This window comes from Aquabacter albus, assembly GCF_040049275.1.
In the GTDB taxonomy this organism is placed as follows: Bacteria; Pseudomonadota; Alphaproteobacteria; order Rhizobiales; family Xanthobacteraceae; genus Aquabacter.
Window position 1 is genome coordinate 602,503 of record NZ_JBDZDT010000004.1, and the last position, 18,716, is coordinate 621,218.

17 protein-coding genes and 1 tRNA gene are annotated in these 18,716 nt (G+C 66.5%); 10 read left to right on the plus strand and 8 right to left on the minus strand.

Annotated elements, in window-relative coordinates; genetic code table 11:
* Window positions 1-30: 30 nt before the first annotated feature.
* From ABLE91_RS12530 to ABLE91_RS12565, 8 genes are all read left to right on the plus strand, one after another.
* The gene (locus ABLE91_RS12530; RefSeq protein WP_348931153.1) at window positions 31-1,818 is read left to right on the plus strand and encodes a thiamine pyrophosphate-binding protein; all 1,788 of its coding nucleotides are present in this window, start codon (window positions 31-33) and stop codon (window positions 1,816-1,818) included.
* Between the two features lie 81 nt (window positions 1,819-1,899).
* Complete coding sequence (locus ABLE91_RS12535; protein WP_348931154.1) at window positions 1,900-2,271, plus strand: cupin domain-containing protein; 372 nt, start codon at window positions 1,900-1,902, stop codon at window positions 2,269-2,271.
* A gap of 88 nt (window positions 2,272-2,359) precedes the next feature.
* The gene (locus ABLE91_RS12540) at window positions 2,360-3,631 is read left to right on the plus strand and encodes an ABC transporter substrate-binding protein (protein WP_348931155.1); all 1,272 of its coding nucleotides are present in this window, start codon (window positions 2,360-2,362) and stop codon (window positions 3,629-3,631) included.
* A 58-nt stretch (window positions 3,632-3,689) separates the two neighbouring features.
* A complete protein-coding gene (locus ABLE91_RS12545; protein WP_348931156.1) occupies window positions 3,690-4,565 on the plus strand; it encodes a branched-chain amino acid ABC transporter permease in 876 nt (291 codons plus the stop codon).
* Window positions 4,565-7,096 carry a branched-chain amino acid ABC transporter ATP-binding protein/permease gene (locus ABLE91_RS12550; protein ID WP_348931157.1) on the plus strand — a complete coding sequence of 844 codons (2,532 nt, stop codon included), beginning with the start codon at window positions 4,565-4,567 and terminating at the stop codon, window positions 7,094-7,096. The genes ABLE91_RS12545 and ABLE91_RS12550 overlap by 1 nt, the downstream gene beginning before the upstream one ends.
* Window positions 7,087-8,520 carry an aldehyde dehydrogenase family protein gene (locus ABLE91_RS12555; RefSeq protein WP_348931158.1) on the plus strand — a complete coding sequence of 478 codons (1,434 nt, stop codon included), beginning with the start codon at window positions 7,087-7,089 and terminating at the stop codon, window positions 8,518-8,520. Before ABLE91_RS12550 ends, ABLE91_RS12555 begins: the two co-directional genes overlap by 10 nt.
* Window positions 8,521-8,559: 39 nt before the next feature.
* Window positions 8,560-9,267, plus strand: a complete 708-nt coding sequence (locus ABLE91_RS12560; protein WP_348931159.1) for an SDR family oxidoreductase — start codon at window positions 8,560-8,562, stop codon at window positions 9,265-9,267.
* Between the two features lie 153 nt (window positions 9,268-9,420).
* A complete protein-coding gene (locus tag ABLE91_RS12565; protein ID WP_348931160.1) occupies window positions 9,421-10,551 on the plus strand; it encodes a hypothetical protein in 1,131 nt (376 codons plus the stop codon).
* 42 nt (window positions 10,552-10,593) lie between these two features.
* Here ABLE91_RS12565 and ABLE91_RS12570 read toward each other — a convergent pair whose 3' ends face one another.
* Window positions 10,594-11,346: an oxygen-binding di-iron domain-containing protein gene (locus ABLE91_RS12570; RefSeq protein ID WP_348931161.1), complete on the minus strand. Its 753-nt coding sequence runs from the start codon at window positions 11,344-11,346 to the stop codon at window positions 10,594-10,596.
* Window positions 11,347-11,476: 130 nt separating this feature from the next.
* Here ABLE91_RS12570 and ABLE91_RS12575 point away from each other — a divergent pair, with 130 nt between their 5' ends.
* A complete protein-coding gene (locus ABLE91_RS12575) occupies window positions 11,477-12,070 on the plus strand; it encodes a TetR/AcrR family transcriptional regulator (protein WP_348931162.1) in 594 nt (197 codons plus the stop codon).
* A gap of 112 nt (window positions 12,071-12,182) precedes the next feature.
* Here ABLE91_RS12575 and ABLE91_RS12580 read toward each other — a convergent pair.
* The 7 genes from ABLE91_RS12580 to ABLE91_RS12610 all read right to left on the minus strand — a co-directional run bounded on the left by ABLE91_RS12580 (window position 12,183) and on the right by ABLE91_RS12610 (window position 17,761).
* A tRNA-Arg gene (locus ABLE91_RS12580) sits at window positions 12,183-12,259 on the minus strand.
* 135 nt (window positions 12,260-12,394) lie between these two features.
* Window positions 12,395-13,873, minus strand: a complete 1,479-nt coding sequence (locus ABLE91_RS12585; RefSeq protein ID WP_348931163.1) for a sensor histidine kinase — start codon at window positions 13,871-13,873, stop codon at window positions 12,395-12,397.
* Window positions 13,874-13,983: 110 nt separating this feature from the next.
* On the minus strand, window positions 13,984-14,331 hold the full coding sequence (locus tag ABLE91_RS12590) for an HPr family phosphocarrier protein (RefSeq protein WP_348931164.1): 348 nt from the start codon (window positions 14,329-14,331) through the stop codon (window positions 13,984-13,986).
* Window positions 14,300-14,701, minus strand: coding sequence for a PTS sugar transporter subunit IIA (locus ABLE91_RS12595; RefSeq protein WP_348931165.1), 402 nt, complete (start codon window positions 14,699-14,701; stop codon window positions 14,300-14,302). The genes ABLE91_RS12590 and ABLE91_RS12595 overlap by 32 nt, the downstream gene beginning before the upstream one ends.
* Before the next feature lie 117 nt (window positions 14,702-14,818).
* On the minus strand, window positions 14,819-15,262 hold the full coding sequence (locus ABLE91_RS12600; protein WP_348931166.1) for an HPr kinase/phosphorylase: 444 nt from the start codon (window positions 15,260-15,262) through the stop codon (window positions 14,819-14,821).
* A 2-nt stretch (window positions 15,263-15,264) separates the two neighbouring features.
* Window positions 15,265-17,031, minus strand: coding sequence for a sensor histidine kinase (locus tag ABLE91_RS12605; protein ID WP_348931167.1), 1,767 nt, complete (start codon window positions 17,029-17,031; stop codon window positions 15,265-15,267).
* 28 nt (window positions 17,032-17,059) lie between these two features.
* Window positions 17,060-17,761, minus strand: coding sequence for a response regulator transcription factor (locus tag ABLE91_RS12610; RefSeq protein WP_348931168.1), 702 nt, complete (start codon window positions 17,759-17,761; stop codon window positions 17,060-17,062).
* Window positions 17,762-17,935: 174 nt separating this feature from the next.
* Between ABLE91_RS12610 and ABLE91_RS12615 the strand changes: the two genes are divergently transcribed.
* Window positions 17,936-18,640: a HugZ family pyridoxamine 5'-phosphate oxidase gene (locus ABLE91_RS12615; RefSeq protein WP_348931169.1), complete on the plus strand. Its 705-nt coding sequence runs from the start codon at window positions 17,936-17,938 to the stop codon at window positions 18,638-18,640.
* The last annotated feature ends 76 nt before the right edge of the window (window positions 18,641-18,716 follow it).

Consider the following 18,716-nt stretch of genomic DNA (forward strand, 5'->3'; position numbering starts at 1 on the left):
AAAAGCAGGAAGGCCCAAGCGATGCCTCGGATGAAGGGTGCGGAGATCATCACCGAGTATTTGATCGACAATGAGATCCCGTATGTCTTCGGCATTTGCGGGCACGGCAATGTGGGCATGCTGGACGTGCTCTACGAAGCACGGGATCGTATCACTTTGGTGTCGCCGCGCCATGAACAGGTGGCGGCCCATATGGCGGATGCCTATTTCCGGGTGAAACACCAGCCGGTGGCGACGCTCACTTCCTGCGGCCCCGGCTCGGCCAACATCGTCATGCCGCTCGCCTGCGCGCTGACGGACAGTTCAGCCGTCCTCGCCATCACCGCTAACGTCCCCACCTCCCAGTTCAACCGCTCGCCGTTCCAGGAGATCAACCGCCATTATCAGGCGGACTTCGTCAATGTGCTGCGTCCGGTGGTGAAGCGCTCCTTCCAGCCCACCCGTGTGGACATGCTGCCTCTGGCGCTGCGTCAGGCCACCACCACCATGCTCTCGGGCCGCCCGGGGCCGGTGAACATCGACATCCCCTTCAACGTCTTCCAGGAAGAGGACGACGTGGAGATGCCGCCGCCCGCGCCGCGCCATCTCTCCCAGCGCTCGGGCGCCGGCGAAGACGAGATCGCCCGCGTCATGGAATTGATCAAGAATTCCAAGTGCCCGGCCTTCTTCATCGGCCACGGCGTCACCCTCTCGGAGGCCGGCGCCGAGATCACGGAAGCCGCCCACGCGCTCGGCATCCCGGTCATCTCTTCGCCCAACGGCTTCGGCTGCATTGACATGGTCGATCCGATGTCGCTGGGCTTCATCGGCCGCAATGGCGCCTATGCCGCCAATCAGGCGGGCCGGCATGCTGACCTCGTCATCTCGGTGGGCGCACGCTTCGACGACCGCTCCGCCTCCTCCTGGATCCCCGGCTACAGTTGGAACTTCCCGCACACCAAGCTGGTGCATGTGGACGTGGACCCCGACGAATTGGGCCGCAACTATCCGCCTGATATCGGCATCATCGCCGATGCGCGCACCTTCCTACGCCAGATCCTTGCCGCCGCGCAGGACCTTCAGGGCCAGCGCGAGGCCCGTGCGGAATGGCTCGCCGAGATCGCCGGATGGGCGCAGCAGTGGGAGGAGTTCATCCGCCCCAATTTCTCGATCCACGCCTCCCCCATCCGTCCTGAGCGGATTGTTGCGGACTGCGAGGCGGTGCTGCCGCCCAACGCCATTATCGCCTGCGACGTGGGCGTCAACCACAATTGGTTCATGCAGTTCTGGAAGGCGCGCCAGCCCCAGACCATCCTCAATTCCTGGGGCTTCTCAGGCATGGGATTCGGGGCGGCCGGCGCGCTTGGCGCCAAGCTCGCGGCGCCCGACCGGCCGGTGATCGCCATCGCGGGCGACGGCTGCTTCTCCATGGTGCCCCACGTGCTGTGCACGGCGGTGGAGTACAATATCCCCGTGGTATGGGTGATCTGGAACAACTTCGCCTGGGCCTCCATCCGCGACATCCAGATGGGCATGTTCGGCGGCCGCGAGCACGGCACCGCCTTCTATCACGGCGACAACAAGAAGCCGTACAACCCCGACTTCGCCGCCTGGGCGCGCGCCTGCGGCGTCGAGGGGCTCACGGTGACGAAGTCCGAGGATTTCAAGGACGCCCTCGCCTACGCCGTGTCCCTCAACAAGCCGATCCTGCTGGACGTCCATGTGGACGCCGAGGTGCGGCCGCCGCCAACCGGCACGTGGCACCTGCCGCCGACCCCGTTCCGCGAGCCAGCTTTCGGCGCCCCGTGGACGCCCGAGGTGATGGTGCCCGCGAAGTAACAAGCGGCGTGACAGCAGCCGCTCGTGCACGGCGCGCGCGGCAAAGGCTCGAACGCGCGATATTTTTCCTGGGAGGATGAGATGATCGAGGGCAAGGGCGGCTGGTCCATCCGCAACATCGCCGAGGTGCCGTGGCTGGAGTTCCCGAACCATTTCGGCGGGGCCCTGTCGAAGCCCCTGGTGCAGCCGGGGACGGCCCCCACCAAGCTGCTGGACTACCGCATCTCCATGTACCAGCCCATGGCCCACGTGGCGGTGCACAGCCACAAGGTCCAGGAGCAGATCTACCACGTCATCGACGGCGAGGGGCTCATGGAGATCGACGGTAAATCCTACGTGGTGCGCAAGCACGACGTGATCTACCTGCCGCCCGGCGTCTCCCACAACATCGCCAATTCGGGCCTGACGGACCTCGTCTTCCTCGTCGTCACAACGCCAACACAGGACGACTGACGGGCGCGGTGCGCGCCAAGACACCGTGCAAAGACAAGCTGATCAAAGAAGACGGCCGCAAGAGCCGTTCCAGTCTGGAGGAAGCAGCATGACGAACCGCACGACGCATCATGAACCAGCAGCCGGCGGGGTCAGCCGGCGCAGCACCCTCAAGCTCGGCGCCGGCCTCGGCGCGGCCGCCGCGCTTGGCTTTCCCGCCATCGCCAAGGCGCAGAGCGATGTCATCCGCATCGGCCATCTCACCCCCATGACCGGCTTTCTCGGCGCGCTCGGCGACTATGCGGTGCTGGGCATCCGGATGGCGGAGGAGGAGATCAATGCGGCCGGCGGCGTGATGGGCCGGCGGATCCAGGTCATCTCCGAGGATTCCATCAATCCCGACACCGCCGCCACCAAGGCCCAGCGCATGCTGGACCGGGACGGCGCCACCATGCTGATGGGCGAGATCTCCTCGGCCTCCGCGCTCGCCATCTCGCAGGTGGCCGCCCGCAACAAGCGGCTGTTCCTGTCCATCGGCGCGCGCTCGGACACACTGCGCGGCAAGAGCTGCAACAGATACATGTTCTGCGTGGACATCCCCAACACGGTGATGGTCAACGCGGTGGGCAGCGCGCTGCTGCGCGACAACATGGTGAAGGGCAAGAAGTTCGTGACCCTCACCGCCGATTACGTGTTCGGCCACGACCTTCTGCGCGCGGCGAAGGCGTTCTTCTCCGCCCATGGGGGCAACCTGGTGGGCGATGAACTGGTGGCGACCGACGTCACCGATTTCAGCCCCTATCTGCTGAAGATCCGGCAGGCGCGGCCGGACGTGGTCTGCTCGAATCTCGCGGGCAACCAGGTGACGAACCTCATCAAGCAATATGCCGAGTTCGGCCTGCCTTACCCCATCGTCGGGTTCAATCTGAACACGGCGGATGCCTGGGCGGCGGGCGAGGGCAACCTGTCCGGCACCTGGCCGACGGTCTGGTATCACACGCTCGATACCCCTGCCTCCAAGGCCTTCGTGGAGAAGTTCACCAAGAAGAACGGCAAGCCGCCCGAGAACCATGCCTGGATCGAGTACATCACGCTCAAGCTCATGGCGCAGGCCATGAACGAGACCAAGTCCACCGACACGGACGTGCTCATCGCCCATTTGGAGAAGGGCGCGGAGTTCGACATCCTGAAAGCCCGCAAGGCCTATTTCCGCTCCTGGGATCACCAGCTGATCCAGGAGGCCTATCCCTTCTCGGTGAAGCCGAAGAAGGACATCAAGGACAAGTGGGACATGCTCCAGCTCGGCGCCGCCGTGCCGAACCCCAACGAGCCGCTGGAGAGCATCTACCCCACCCGCGAGCAGAACCCGTGCAGCCTCTGAGACCCTGAGAGGCGGGCGCGCCGCGCCCGCCATCCAACCCCCTGACCCGGGACCGGGAATGGAATTCGTGTTCTTGTTCGAGCAGGTCGTGAACGGCCTCGTGCTCGGCGGCTACTATCTGCTTATCGCGCTCGGCCTGTCGCTGATCTTCAGCGTGGGCGGCGTGGTGAACCTTGCGCATGGCGCCTTCTATGCGCTCGGCGCCTATGCGGCGGTGGAGATCCGCGACCGCCTGGGCTTCGGGCCGGCCGTGGTGCTCTCGCCGGTGGCGGTGGGGCTGCTGGGCATCGCCTTCGAGCGCTTCCTGCTGCGCCGGTTCTACCGGGCCGATCCCATCCTCAGCCTTCTCGTCACCTTCGGCCTCGCCATGGTGACGGAGCAGGTGATCCGCATGGTCTGGGGCGCCGCGCCCATCGCGGTGACCATGCCGCCGGAGCTGAAGGGCCCGGTGATGGTGGGCGACCTCCTGTTCTCCCGCTATCGCCTGCTGCTGCTGGCCATCGTCGCACTGATGCTGGCCTGCATCTGGGTGCTGCTCAACAAAACCTCTTTCGGCAGCGTGGTGCGCGCCGGCGTGCAGAAGCCGGACATGGTGGCGGCGCTGGGCATCCGCCTCCAGCCCTACATGACCTCCATCGTCGTGCTGGGCGTCGCCATGGCGGCGCTGGGCGGCGCGCTGTTCGCGCCCATCACCACCGTCCATCCCGCCATGGGCGCGGAGATCATGACCGTGGCCTTCGTGGTGGTGGTGATCGGCGGGCTCGGCAGCTTCTGGGGCGTGGTCGCAGCAGCCATGCTGGTGGGGGTGGTGCGCGGCCTCACCATCCACTTCCTGCCCGCCGCGGGCGAAGCCTCCATGTACATCCTCATGTTCCTGGTGCTGCTGCTGCGCCCGCGCGGACTGTTGGGCGAACGCATCGAGAAGTTCGAATAATGAACCCGCTCCTCGCCAAATCCCGCCCCTTGTGGATCGGCGCGCTGGCGCTCGTGGCGCTGCCCATCGTGCTGCCCGCCATCGGGCTCACGGTGAACATCGCCACCGTCGTGGTGGTGCTCTCCATCTCCGCACTGGGGCTTAATCTTCTGGTGGGCTATACCGGCCTCACCTCGTTCGGCCATGGAGCCTGGTTCGGCCTCGGCGCCTATGCCGCGGCCATCGCCCAACGCTCCTGGTTTCCCGGCGAGATGGCGCTGCCGCTTCTGTTCTCCCTCATCTTCGTGGCGGCGGCCTCGGCGGTGATCGGCGCGCTCATCCTGCGCCGGCGCGGCGTCTATTTCGCGCTTCTGACGCTGGCACTGTCGGCGCTCGGCTACACGGTGGCATTCCGCTGGACCGAGGTGACGGGCGGCGAGGACGGGCTCGGCGGCCTTCAGCGCGGCACCCTTGGCCCCATCAATTTCGACGATCCCATCGCCTTCTACACCCTCACCGCCGTGCTCGGCCTCGGGGTGCTCTATTTCATGCTGCGGGTGGAACGCTCGCCCTTCGGGCATGTGCTCACCGCCATCCGCGAGAACCAGCTGCGCGCCACCTTCCAGGGCTACAATGTGGACCGCTACAAGCTGGTGGCCTTCATCATCTCGGCGGTGGTGACGGGCTTCGGCGGTGCCCTGTCGGTCTTCCTGCACTATATCGTCACGGCGGAAGCCATCTCCGTGCCGCTCTCCGGCGCGTTCCTCGCCATGGTGGTCATCGGCGGGATGCATAACATCCTCGGCCCGGCGCTGGGCGTGGTCTTCTACATCATCTTCCGCGAGTTCCTGTCCATCTGGACCGCCAACTGGCTACTCTGGTTCGGCCTCATCTTCATCGGCTTCATCATCTTCTCGCCCGAGGGGCTGGTGGGCATCTGGGGCGAGATCAAGCGCCGCGTCCGTCCGCCGGTGCAGGACAGCGCGGCCATGAGCAAGCGCAAGATCTATGAGGGCCTGCCGCTGCCCGAATTCCTGCGCCCCGAGAGCCGCATCGGCACCGTGCTGGAGGTCTCCCACGTCTCCAAGCATTTCGGCGGCATCCGGGCGGTGAACGATGTCTCGCTCACCGTGGATGCGGGCGAGATCCATGCCCTCATCGGCCCCAACGGCGCGGGCAAGACCACCACCTTCAATCTCATCTCCGGCATGTTCGGCCCCAACAGTGGCACTATCCGCCTCAAGGGTGCCTCGGTGGCGGGGTTGCCCGCCCACCGCATCTCCGGCCGGGGCCTTGCCCGCTCATTCCAGATCACCAGCCTGTTCAACGGGCTTTCCATCTACGAGAATCTGCGCCTCTCGGTGCAGGCGACCCATGCAGGGCGCTTCAACATCTGGCGCGACGTGGACGGCTACGCACACGTCCATACGGAGACGGCCGCACTGATGAAGTTCCTCGGCCTGGAAGGCATCGAGGAGATCAAGGCGGGCGATCTCTCCTATGGCGGCCAGCGGCTGGTGGACCTCGGCATCGCGCTCGCCCTGAAGCCTCAGGTGCTACTGCTGGACGAGCCACTGGCGGGCCTCGCCGCCGCCGAGCGCGAGCGGGTCTGCCGGCTGGTGCGCACCATCGCCGCCAATGTGCCCGTGCTCATGGTGGAGCACGACATCGACCGCATCCTCGCCTTCTCCAGCCGCGTCACGGTGATGAACCAGGGCGAGGTCCTGATGACCGGCGTGCCGGATGCGGTGCGCAAAGATAAACGGGTGCAGGAGGTCTATACCGGCTCCGGCACGCCCGCCGTGGTGGGCCGCGCCGCCGGCGGGGCAGGGCCGCGCCCGATTGTCCTGGAGGTGGACAAGGTCAACACCTTCTACGGCAAGAGCCACATCCTCAACGACGTTGAGCTCAACGTGCGCGAGGGCGAGATCGTCGCGCTGCTGGGCCGCAACGGCGCGGGCAAGTCCACGCTTCTGAAGACCCTTGCCGGCCTCGTGCCCGCCCGCTCCGGCAGCATCCGCTTCGACGGGCGCGAGCTGGTGGGCCTGCCGGCCCCCGACATCGCCCGCCTCGGCATCGGCTATGTGCCCCAGGGGCGCGGCCTGTTCGCCGGCATGAGCGTGCGGGAGAACCTCGCGCTCGGCCGCCTCGCCCGCAAGACCGACGGCACCACCGGAACGGTCTGGAGCGAAGAGCGCATCTTCGAGATGTTCCCGGTGCTCAAGGCCCGCCTCAACACGCCCGCCGACTACATGTCCGGCGGCGAGCAGCAGATGCTGGCGGTGGCGCGCGCGCTCTCCGGCAATGTGCGCCTGCTGCTCCTGGACGAGCCCTTCGAGGGCCTCGCCCCGGCGGTGATCGAGGACCTGTTCAAGGTGTTCGACCAGCTCCGCCGTGAGCTGCCCATCCTCATCGTCGAGCACAATCTCGACCTTGTTCTCGCCCTCGCAGATCGGGTGTTCGCGCTGGAGCGCGGCGCGGTGTTCCACGAGGGCGGGTCCGAAAAGCTTTTCACCAATCTCGACTACCGGAAGGAAATCCTGTGGCTGTAAGTGGACGTCCCGACGCGCTTCTCATCGACGGCGTGTGGACCAAGGGCGAGGGTGAGCCCATCACGGTGCTGGACAAGTACCATCTGACCCCCTTCGTCACCTTCGCCAGCGCAACGCCCGCCCAGGTGGCGCGCATGATCGACACGGCCCATGCCGCCTTTAGGCGCGGCGTGCCGACGCCCTATGAGCGCGGCGCCGTGCTCGACCGGGCGGCAGCGCTGGTGGAGGCGCGCCGCGCCGACTTCGTGCAGGCCATGCAGGCGGAAGCCGGCTTCACCGAGTTCGATGCCAATGGCGAGGTCTCGCGCTGCATCCAGACGCTGAAGCTCTCCGGAGAGGAGGCGCGGCGGCTGGCCGGCGACGTCATCCCCATGGCCGGCGCGCCGCGTCAGGCGGGGCGTCTCGCTTTCACGCTGCGGGTGCCGCTGGGCGTCGTGGTGGCCATCACACCCTTCAACTCGCCGCTCAACACCGTGACCCACAAGGTGGCGCCCGCCTTCGCCGCCGGAAATGCGGTGGTGCTGAAGCCGGCGAGCGCCACGCCCATCACCGCGCTTCTCCTCACCGAGGTGCTGGTGGAGGCGGGCATTCCCGCGGGCTTCCTCTCCCTCGCCCACACCCGCGCCGAGGCGACGCAGGCGCTGCTCGCCGACGAGCGGGTGCGGTTCTTCGCCTTCACCGGCAGCACGGAGGTGGGTCGCTCCATCCAGCAGGCGGCGGGGCTGCGGCGCACCCAGATGGAGCTGGGCTCCATCGCCTTCACCATCCTCTGCGACGATGCGGACCTCGACAAGGCGCTGCCCAAGGTGGCGGGCGCCGGCTTTCGCAAGGCCGGGCAGGTGTGCACCTCGGTGCAGATGCTGCTGGTGCACCGGAGGATCGCGGACGAGGTCGCCCGGCGCCTCACGCCCCTTGTGAAGGCGCTCAATTACGGCGACCCGCACGACCCCAAGACCGAGGTCGGCCCCGTCATCAGCGAGAAGGAGGCGGTGCGCATCGAGGCCTGGGTCGAGGAGGCCGTGGCGAAGGGCGCGACGCGCCTTGCCGGCGGCCCGCGCGCGGGCTCGGTGATCCCGCCGACCTTGCTCTCTGGCATCGACACGTCCATGCGCGTCGGCTGCTGCGAAATCTTCGGACCGGTGGTGTGCATCCTGCCCTTCGACACGCTGGACGAGGCCATCGAGCGGGTGAACGCGACGCCTTACGGGCTCGCCTCGGGCATCTTCACCAACCGCCTGCTCGACGCGCTGAAGGCGGCGGAGCGGCTGGAGGTGGGCGGCGTCCACATCAACGAGACCTCTTCCTCCCGCGTGGACCTGATGCCCTATGGCGGCTCCAAGGACAGCGGCTTCGGGCGGGAGGGGCCGCATTACACCGTGCACGAGATGACCGAAGAACGGATCGTGACGATTTCGACCCAGTGAGATGGCCCGGCGCAGCCGGATGCAAAGTGAGGATTTGAGATGGCTGGTAATATTGCCCTCGTGTTCGGCGGCTCGCGCGGCATCGGCGCGGCCTGCGTCCGGGCGCTCGCCGCTGACGGCTTCGAAGTGGCCTATACCTATGTGAACGACGCCGGCGAGACCCCTGCCGGCGCAAAGGCCTATCGCGCCGATATCGGTGATCCCGCGCAGGTGGCGGAGACGTTCGCGGCGGTGGAGCGGGACTTCGGCGCGCGGCCGACCGTGGTGGTGGCCAATGCGGGCATCAACGTGCCCCCGGCCCCCATGGCGCAATTCTCCCCGGAGGATTTCCGGCGCCTCGTGGAAGTGAACATCGTCGGCGCCTTCAACATCCTGGCGGAGGCAGCGCGCAAGGTTCAGGACCACGGCGCGATTATCGCGCTCACCACCTCGCTGGTGCGTCATGCGGCGCCGGGCATCGGCCCCTACAGCGCCACCAAGGCGGCGGTGGAGTGCCTCGTGCGCTCCATGGCCAAGGAGCTGGCGCCGCGCGGCGTGCGGGTGAATGCGGTAGCCCCCGGCCCGGTGGACACGGACCTGTTCCGCGCCGGCAAGAACGCGGAGGCGGTGAGCCGCTCGGCGGCCATGAGCCCGTTCAACCGGGTGGGCAAGCCCGAGGAGATCGGCGCCGTGGTCGCCTTCCTGGCCTCGGACAAGGCGTCCTGGGTGCATGGACAGGTGATCCAGCCCAATGGCGGCCTGATCTGAGGGCCATGCCCGACACACCGAGGCCGGAAAGCGCATTGCGCCTTTCCGGCCCCGGCTTTCACCGCATGAGAGGCACGACAGGAGCGCTGACGTCTTTATGAAATGATTTCATCCTATGTGGCGATGGGATGAGGGCGGCGCCTGGAGCGGATCGTGCATTTCTTCAATCTCGACCTCCACATCGCCATCATCAGTGACATCAAGCGCATCTTCGCCACGCTCGGCCACGAGGTGACCGACTGGACATTGTCCGGGCATGCCTGGGTCCTGGGCCGGGAGAGGGACAAGGTCGACGTCATCAACCATTTGAACTGGCGGTCCATCGATCGGGCCATGTGCGATGCGTTCTATGACCGCTACAAGGACGAGCTTGCGCGGTATGACGGGTTCATCGTGACCCACTCGCCCTGTTTCGCCATGCTTTATGAGCGGTGGAACAAGCCGATCATCACCATCGCCTCCACCCGCTACGAGCATCCCTTCACGGACCAGCCAGAAAAGTGGCGGGCATTCAACGGGTTCCTCCAGCGCGGCATCGATAGCGGCCTCATCATCCCCCTGTCGAACAACCGATACGACGCGGCCTATGCGGAGGCTTTCACCGGCCGATCCTGGCCGACCATCTCGAATTACTGCGATTACACAGGGGCGAGCTACCAGCCCGGAAGCGATACGTTTCTCTACTGGTCAAAGTTCAAGCAACAAGAGCTGCCGCCCCATATGTTGGACAAGGACAGGCTCAAGCCGAACAGGTTCCGCCGCCTCCTGAACCGGGTGCCGTTTCTGCCAAGGGAGCATGGGTTCGGCTGGGAGGCGATCGGCACATACCGAGGCATCGTCCACATCCCCTACAACGCTTCGGTGATGTCGATCTTCGAGCAGTATGCCGCCGGCATCCCCCTGTTCTTCCCGAGCTTCGAATTCCTCATGGATCTCTATGGGGCCCATGGCGATGCCGGCGTCCTGTCGGAGATCAGCTTCAACCAGGTTCTCAAACTGGAATCCGGCTCATCCATCATGGCCGCGCCGCTCGATCCGAACGATTTCAAGAATCCGGACAGCGTGAGCCACTGGTTGCGGTTCGCCGATTTCTACCAAACCGATATCATGCCTCACTTGGTGTATTTCGATTCCTTTGACCACCTGCGAACAGTGCTTCGGGACACCGACCTCGACGGGGTGTCGACCAGGATGAGCGCGCATAACGCCAGGAGGAAACAGATCATCTCTTCGCAATGGGCCGACCTTCTCTCGAAGATCGAGGGTCGCGCCACCAGCTCTTGAGGCCGTCGTTCCGCGCTCCGGTCGTCGCGCCGGGCCGGCGGCTCAGCCGGCTGCCTCGGGACGGGCGCTGAACCCCCGATCGCAAACGCGGCGGTCATAATCATCCGCCAGGGCGCGCAGGGCCGCGCCGCCGTCTCCGGTGAACGAGGGGCCGTGCATGAGCGCCAGCGTGCGCGGCGCGAGCTCGGACAGGCCCCGGATCGTGGCGCCCATGTCCGGATTGAGGCTGGAATATTTGAACAGGTCCTCAGCTGCAATCGCCGGCCCGACAATATCGCCCTCGGTCAGCCCCTTGCCGTTGCCGAGCTGGGTGAACAGGTCCCCGCACATCAGCGTGCGCGTCGTTTCCTCATACAGCACGCCGGCGTCCCAGCCGTGAGGGGTATGCGGCGTGTCGATGAAGCGGACGCGCTTGCCGCCGAGATCGATCACTTCGCCATCATTCAGTTCGCGCGGCGTGCGATCCGCGAAGTCGTCGAGCGAGACCATGCAGCCGGTGTGGCCGTGGGCCGGCGTTGCGTGCGGCGCGGCCGCGAGCCATTCGTTCATGGCGCCGCACTCGTCAGCCTCGAAATGGCCGAACGCGATCCAGCGCAGCCGCTCGGGCGGGATGATGCGGCTGAGGGCCTCCCGGTTGAGCGGAAACATCTTCCGCAGGCCCGTGTGGAACATCAGCGGCTCGTCCGCGAGGATGAGAAACTGATTGAACGTGAAGCCGGCGGGCGGCGCGATGTGCGGCACGTAGGTCGAGAGCCGATAGATGCCGTCGGCGATTTCGCTGATCTTCGTTTCCACGAATTCCTCCATGCGATCGCTGGATGAGATCCCCCCACTCCCGGTGCGGCCGGGTGGTCGACGTCTGGTGCATTTTCGCGATACATATATGTGTAGTGGAAATTGACCAGCGCGTCAATATTGGGTACACATGAGCGTGCAGTTGAAATCAGAAAAACGGACCTACACCCTGAGGCGCCGCGCCGAGCAGCAGGCGGAAACCCGGCGCCGCATCGTCGAAGCTGCGGTCGATCTGCACGGCAGCATCGGCCCGGCGCTGACGACCTTCAGCATGGTCGCGGAGCGCGCCGGGGTTCAGCGCCATACGCTCTATGCGCATTTCCCTGATGAGCGCAGCCTCTACCTCGCCTGTTCGGGGCTGGCGATCGAGCGCGATCCGCCGCCGGATGCCGATCCGTGGCGCGCCATCGAGGATCAGCACGAGCGCTGGCGGGTGGGTCTGCGCGCGATCTATGGCTGGTACGAGCGCAATGCGGCGCTGACCGCCTGCGTGCTCCGCGACGCCGAAAGCCACGCGCTTGTCAGGGAGATTGTGGAGCTGCGGCTCGGGCCGCCCATGGCCGCCTGCCGGGAGGTGCTCGGCGCGAAGCTGGGCGCGAAGCAGCGCGCGGTGCTGCAGCTGGCGCTGAGTTTCTTCACATGGCGGACGCTGGTGCGCGAAGGCGGCCTAAAGCCGGGCGCCGCCGTGGAGGCGATGGTTCAGGCCATCGATTGCGCAAAGTGAGACTTGAAGCGCAATGCCGCTCCCGAGCTTGACGCTCGTTCACCCCGGAGAGCCTTGGGAATGCGATGGGGAACGTCTGCGGTTGGATGGACCGCTAGGTCACTGAAATAAATGGCGCGCCCGAAGAGATTCGAACTCCTGACCCCCAGATTCGTAGTCTGGTGCTCTATCCAGCTGAGCTACGGGCGCTTATTTCCCCGCCGGTTGGAACCGGCATGGAGGAGGTCTCCGAGGGAGGTCTCCAGGGGCTCGCAGCAGCAAGCCACCAGCGAGGGGCGTCAGGTACCCTTTTTTGTTTCCCAAGGCAAGGCCCGAACCCAAGCTTTATGCACGGGCGCGCAGCGGACGCTGCCGCAACTCGGCCGGGCGGTCGGGGATGGAGATGAGGAAGGTGGCGCCGATGGTGCCGTCCACGAGGCGGATATCCCCCCCATGGGCGCGCACCAGTTCGTCCGCGATGGGCAGGCCGAGGCCCGTGCCCCCGCGCCGCGCCGAGGCGCGGAAGGCGGAAAAGAGCTGCTCACGCCGCGCCGCGGGAATGCCCGGCCCGGTGTCACTCACCTCGATCTCCACCACGGAGCCGCGCCGGCGGGCGCTGATGCGGATCTGGTCGCGGGCGGGATCGTTGGGCGCGCGGCCCTCCAGCGCCTCCTTGGCGTTGCGGGTGAGGTTGAGCAGCACGCGGAACAGCTGGTCCGGGTCCGCATCCATGGTGAGGGGGCGCTCCAGGGAGGCGATCCAGCGGACGGGGCTGTCCAGCTGGAGGCCCAGCGTGTCGCGCACCTCCTCGATGAGGGCGGCCACGTCCACGTCGCGGCGCTCCGGCAGGGGCTCCTGCGCGCGGCCATAGGAGAGGGTCTGCTCGCAATAAGTGATGGCCCGGTCGAGCGCCGCCAGGAGCTTGGGCGCGACACGCTGGACGGTGGGGTCCGGCACGTCGGCGAGGCGGTCGGAGATGAGCTGCACCGAGGCCAGGAGGTTGCGCAGATCGTGGTTGATCTTCGACACCGCAAGGCCCAGCGCGGCAAGATGGGTCTTCTGCGCCAGGGTCTGGGAGAGGCCGCGCTGCAACTCGGCGAGCGCGTCCTCGGCGATGCCCACTTCGTCGTTGCGCCCGGAGGGAACGATGATGCGGGAGGCGTCCTCGGGGTCCTCGCGGAAGGCCGCCATGCGCTCGGTGAGGCGCCGCATGGGGCGCACGAACAGGGTGTTGAGGCTGAGATAGATGAGGAGGCCCGCCACCGCCGAGATCAGGAACGAGATGAGGAAGATGGTGGCGGCGAACTTCAGCATCGCCTGGTGCAGGGGCCGCTCATTGAGCACGATTTCCAGGAAGTCGCCGTCGCGCGGCGCCTCGGCCACCACGCGCAGCATGCGGTTGCGGCCCGCCAGCAGCGTCTCGAACGCATCGAACACGGCGCGCCAGAAGGGCGTGTTGCGCATGTCGAAATGCTGGTCGATGGCGGGGGGCATGTCGGACATGGCGAGCAGCCGCCGGGTGTCCTCGCGCTTCACCACCACGAGCTGGGCACCCACGCTGTCGAGGATCTGCCGGGCAAGCTCTGGCGGCACGGTGGATTCGGGGGCGGCTTCCAGCACCAGGGCCGCGGTGCGGGCGGCGGCGATGCGGTCGGACAGCCAGGAGAGGCGGAAGTTCGCCATGGACGGCACGAAGATGGCGAGCTCGGCCAGGGTGACGAAGACGATGGTGAGGATGAGCAGCTTGCCGGACAGGCCCAGCCGCGCGCGTCGGCGCGGTGCGGGGCGCGGTTCGGGGGTGGGGTCGCTGTCCTGCCTGAACATGCTCTTCACGACCGGCGCGGCGACGCAGATTCGCCCGCGCGGCTCGTGCCTTTCGGCTTTACCTCACGCAAATGTGGCTTTCGGCGGGCGTGATTGGAAGAGGCGCGTGCTTATTCTTCTTCGCCGAAGCGATTGGCCACCAGGGCTTCCAGCGCGTCGAGGGCTTCCGTAGCGTCGGCTCCGCTGGCGGTGACCGTCACGCTGGTGCCCGGCGCCGCCGCGAGCATGAGCAGGCCCATGATGGAATTGCCGTCCACCGCCTCGCCATTCCGGCACACCTTCACCGCCGCGCCGTAGCGCTCCACCGTCTGCACGAATTTGGCGGAGGCGCGGGCATGCAGGCCGCGCTTGTTGATGATGCGGAGCACGCGCACCAGCGTGCCGTCCGCCGCCGGCACGCCGCACGCCTCGGCGATGGGGTCGGCGTTATTTTCCGGCAAGGACGCGGCTTGCGACATTGATGTATTTCCGGCCCGCTTCCTGGGCCACGTTGACCGCCTCTGAAAGCGGCAGTTCCGAGCGCACTTTGGCGAGCTTCACCAGCATGGGCAGGTTGATGCCGGCCACCACTTCCACGTCGGGTGCGTTCATCACCGAGATTGCGAGGTTGGAGGGGGTGCCGCCGAACATGTCGGTGAGGATCACCACGCCCTGGCCGGTCTGCACCCGGCTGACGGCATCGATAATGTCCTGGCGCCGCCGCTCCATATCGTCGTCGGGACCGATGGTGACCGCCGCGACCTGAGTCTGCGGCCCCATCACATGCTCCAGCGCGGAACAGAATTCCGTCGCCAGCCGACCGTGGGTTACGAGCACGAGACCGATCATGTTGCCTCCGCCTCCGCCTGCCAAAAGCGCGGAAGCCTCCCGCCGTCGCGGGGTCGTCATATTCAGAGCGGCTCAAAAATTACGCAAGGGGTGCATCGCACAAAAGCACAAATGAGATCAGGAATTCTGCGTTCGCAACGCCGCCGCGAGCAGCAAGGCGGCGTCGAAGCCCCGTGGAACGGCAATGCGAAAGAGCTTTTGGCCCTGCAAAATCACATGCGCGCCTTCGTCGCGGGGGAGGCGCTCGGCATCCGGGGCGTCGAGGTCCAGCACGAAGTGGAGCGGGACTCTCTGGAAGTAGGGCAGGCGGCGCAGGCCGAGATAGCGCATCTCGATCATGCCCGCCAATTCATCGGGCGGGCTGGCGAGGAGGGCGCCGCCTTCCAGTTCGAGCCGGACCCGGTCGTCGGCCACCAGCTCGGCGGGGGGCAAAGCGCGGGGCGGGTCGAGGATGAGCCGCAGCGCCAGGGTGGACTTGCCGCTTCCCGAGGCGCCGCGGATGAGCACGCCCATGCCATCCACCCGCACGCAGCTTCCATGGATGGTGGGGGCGGGCTCCATGGTCAGCCGCTCGGCAGTTGCGCCACGAGGCGCGCGCCCAGCACCTTCTCGCCGCCTTCGCCGTCTGGGGTGGTGATGTTCTCCGCCCAGATGCGCCCGCCATGGGCTTCGACGATCTGCCGGGAAATGGAGAGGCCGAGGCCCGAATTCTGGCCGAAGCCCTGGTGCGGCCGGTCGGTGTAGAAGCGCTCGAAGATGCGCGAGAGCGCATCGGGGCGGATGCCCGGCCCCTCATCCTCCACCACGATCTCAACGCCGCTTTTCAGGCGCTTGCAGGTGACCGTGACCGTGCTGTCGGGGGAGGAGAAGGAGCGGGCGTTGGAGACGAGATTGTCCACCACCTGGCCGAGGCGCGAGGCGTGGCCGATGATGGTGAAATCCTGCGGCGCTCCGGGGGCGCGCTCGAACTTCAGGGCGACGGAGACGCCGTCGTCCCGGCGCACGTCCTGCGCCATGCCCACCACCATTTCCAGAAGCTGCTTCAGGTCCACGTTCCCCGCTTCCTGGCGCTGCAACTCGGCGTCCAGGCGGCTGGCGTCGGAAATGTCGGAAATGAGCCGGTCGAGCCGCTTCACGTCGTGCTGGATCACCTCCAGCAGGCGGGCGCGGGAGGTGTCGTTGCGGGCGAGCGGCAGGGTCTCCACGGCGGAGCGCAGGGAGGTGAGAGGGTTCTTCAGCTCGTGGGCGACGTCCGCGGCGAAGCTCTCGATGGCCTCGATGCGGTTGTAGAGCGCGCTGGTCATGTCGCGGAGGGCGCCGGAGAGATGGCCGATCTCGTCCGAGCGGGAGGTGAAGTCGGGGATCTCCACGCGGGACTTGATGCGCCGGCGCACCCGTTCCGCGGCGTCGGCGAGCTTGCGCACCGGATCGGCGATGGTGCCGGCGAGCAGCACGGAGAGCAGCACCATGACGGCGGCGGCCACCAGGAACACCCGCACGATGACGAAGCGCTCCGCCTCCACCGCCTCGTCGATCTCGCCGCCCTGGGTGGAGAGGAGCAGCACGCCGAGGATGGCGCGGAAGCGCTGGATGGGCACGGCCACCGAGACGACGATGCGTCCGCGCTCGTCCACCCGCACGGCGCTCGCCTTCTGGCCGAGGGCTGCGGAGGCGACCTCGGGATATTCCTTCCCGCTTTGCGGGCCCAGTTCCTTGTAGAGCGGCAGCTCTCCGCGCCCGATCCAGCTCTGCACGCCGCGCCAGGCCCGATGGAACAAGCCGGGGGGCGTTTCGGTGGGGGAGGGCAGGTCGAACCGAAGGATTTCGCCGCGCGAATAGAGCGAGCGGGAATCCAGCAGCATGATCCCGTCGCGGTCATAGATGCGGGCGCGGGTGCGGGTCGGCCCCACGAGGCGGCGCAGGACCGGGGCGACGCGCTCGGGATTGATGGGGAATTCGAGCGGCGAGAAGCCTTCCTCCGAGGGGCCGTAGCTGTCGCCCGCCTGGAGCTCCAGAAGGCGCTCCGGATCGATGGTGATGGCGTTGGTCTCCACCTGCGCCGAGGCGGCGATGGCGGCAGCGATGATTTCGCCCTGGACCAGGAGGCTCTGGACGCGCGCGTCGATGAGGCCGGCGCGGAATTCCGAGAGATAGAGGATGCCCGAGACCAGCGCGCAAAGCCCCGCCAGATTGAGCAGGACGATGCGCCGCGTGAGGCTGGAGAAGCCCTTGAACGCGACGAAGCGGCGCAGGCGGCGCAGCGTCGAGAGGACGCCGAAGCCGTGCTTCGTCCGCTTCTCCTCGGGGAGCTTTTCCACGTCGGCGGTCATGTCGAAGCGCGCCGGTTCGCGCCCGCCCTCAGGCTTCCTTGAAGCGATAGCCGACCCCGTACAGGGTTTCGATCATGTCGAAATTGTCGTCGGTCGACTTGAACTTCTTGCGCAGCCGCTTGATGTGGCTGTCGATGGTCCTGTCGTCCACATAGACCTGATCGTCATAGGCCGCGTCCATGAGCGCGTTGCGGCTTTTCACGACGCCGGGGCGCTGGGCGAGGGCCTGGAGGATCAGGAATTCGGTGACGGTCAGCGTCACCGGCTCGTTCTTCCAGGTGCAGGTGTGGCGCTCGGGGTCCATGCGCAGCAGGCCGCGCTCCAGAACCTTGGCGCTGTCCGCTTCGCGGGGCGCCGCGCCGTCCTTGCCGCTGAAGCGGCGGAGCACGGCTTTGACGCGCTCCACCAGCAGGCGCTGGGAGAAGGGCTTCTTGATGAAATCGTCGGCGCCCATCTTGAGGCCGAACAATTCGTCGATCTCCTCGTCCTTTGAGGTGAGGAAGATGACGGGCATGTCGTTCTTCTGGCGTACCCGGCGCAGCAGCTCCATCCCGTCCATGCGCGGCATCTTGATGTCCAGGATGGCGAGGTCGGGCGGATTGGTCTTGAAGCCGTCGAGCGCGGAGGCCCCGTCGGTATACGTGTCGATCCTGTAGCCTTCCGCTTCCAGGGCGATGGAGACGGAGGTCAGGATGTTGCGGTCGTCGTCGACGAGGGCGATTGTGGGCATGACACCTCTTTCAAGCGTCGGGCGGCCGCTGTGGCCGGTAAGCGGTGAAGCCGGTTCGCGTGGCCGAAATGTGACACCGTGCCTGTTCGACCTCTTAAAATAGCTGGAAAAGCCTTTATCAACAATGCGGATTGCAGCGACGTCGCATGGCGTCGCGCCGAGCGAGGAACGAACATGCCTGCCGAGCCTTCCGCGACCGTGATCCGCCTCATCCACGAGGCCCGTTTCGGAAGCCTCGCAACCCTGGAGGAGGGCGGCGCGCCCTATGCCTCCCTCGTGGCGGTGGCGCCGGACGAGGCCGGAGCCCCGATTTTCCTCCTCTCGGACCTCGCGCGCCACACGCGGAACCTTAAGCGTGACCCCCGCGTTTCACTTCTTTTGGTGGATGACGCCAGGGGCGATCCCATGAACGCGCCGCGCGCCAGCCTGATCGGCCGCGCAGCCGGGATATCGGAGCAGGACGCGCGCCGGCGCTTCCTGGAGCGCCACGGCGATGCCGCCCTTTATGCGGATTTCGCCGATTTCGGCTTCTACCGGCTGTCCATGGAGGAGGCCCATCTGGTGCAGGGGTTCGGGCGCATTTCGACCTTGGCGGGGGAGGCAGTCGCCATCGACTGGGCCGGCGCCGAGGCGGTGCGCGCCGCGCAGGACGGCATCATCGCCCACATGAACGAGGACCATGCGGACGCCATCGACCTTTATGCGCAAAAACTGCTCGGTGCCGAGGGCGCGGGCTGGCGCATGCTGGCAGTCGACCCGCTGGGGTGTGACCTGATGCGTGACGCTTCGGTGAAGCGTCTCGAATTTCCGCAGCGCATCACAAGTGTTGTTGCGGTGCGGGAAGTTCTTGTGGAACTTGTACACAAGGCGAGAGGCTGACGAAAAGTGTAAATTTAATCGGTTTGAAGTGGTTCGTAAGCGGTTCACATAAGGAACTCGCCGCTTTAAGTTCCGC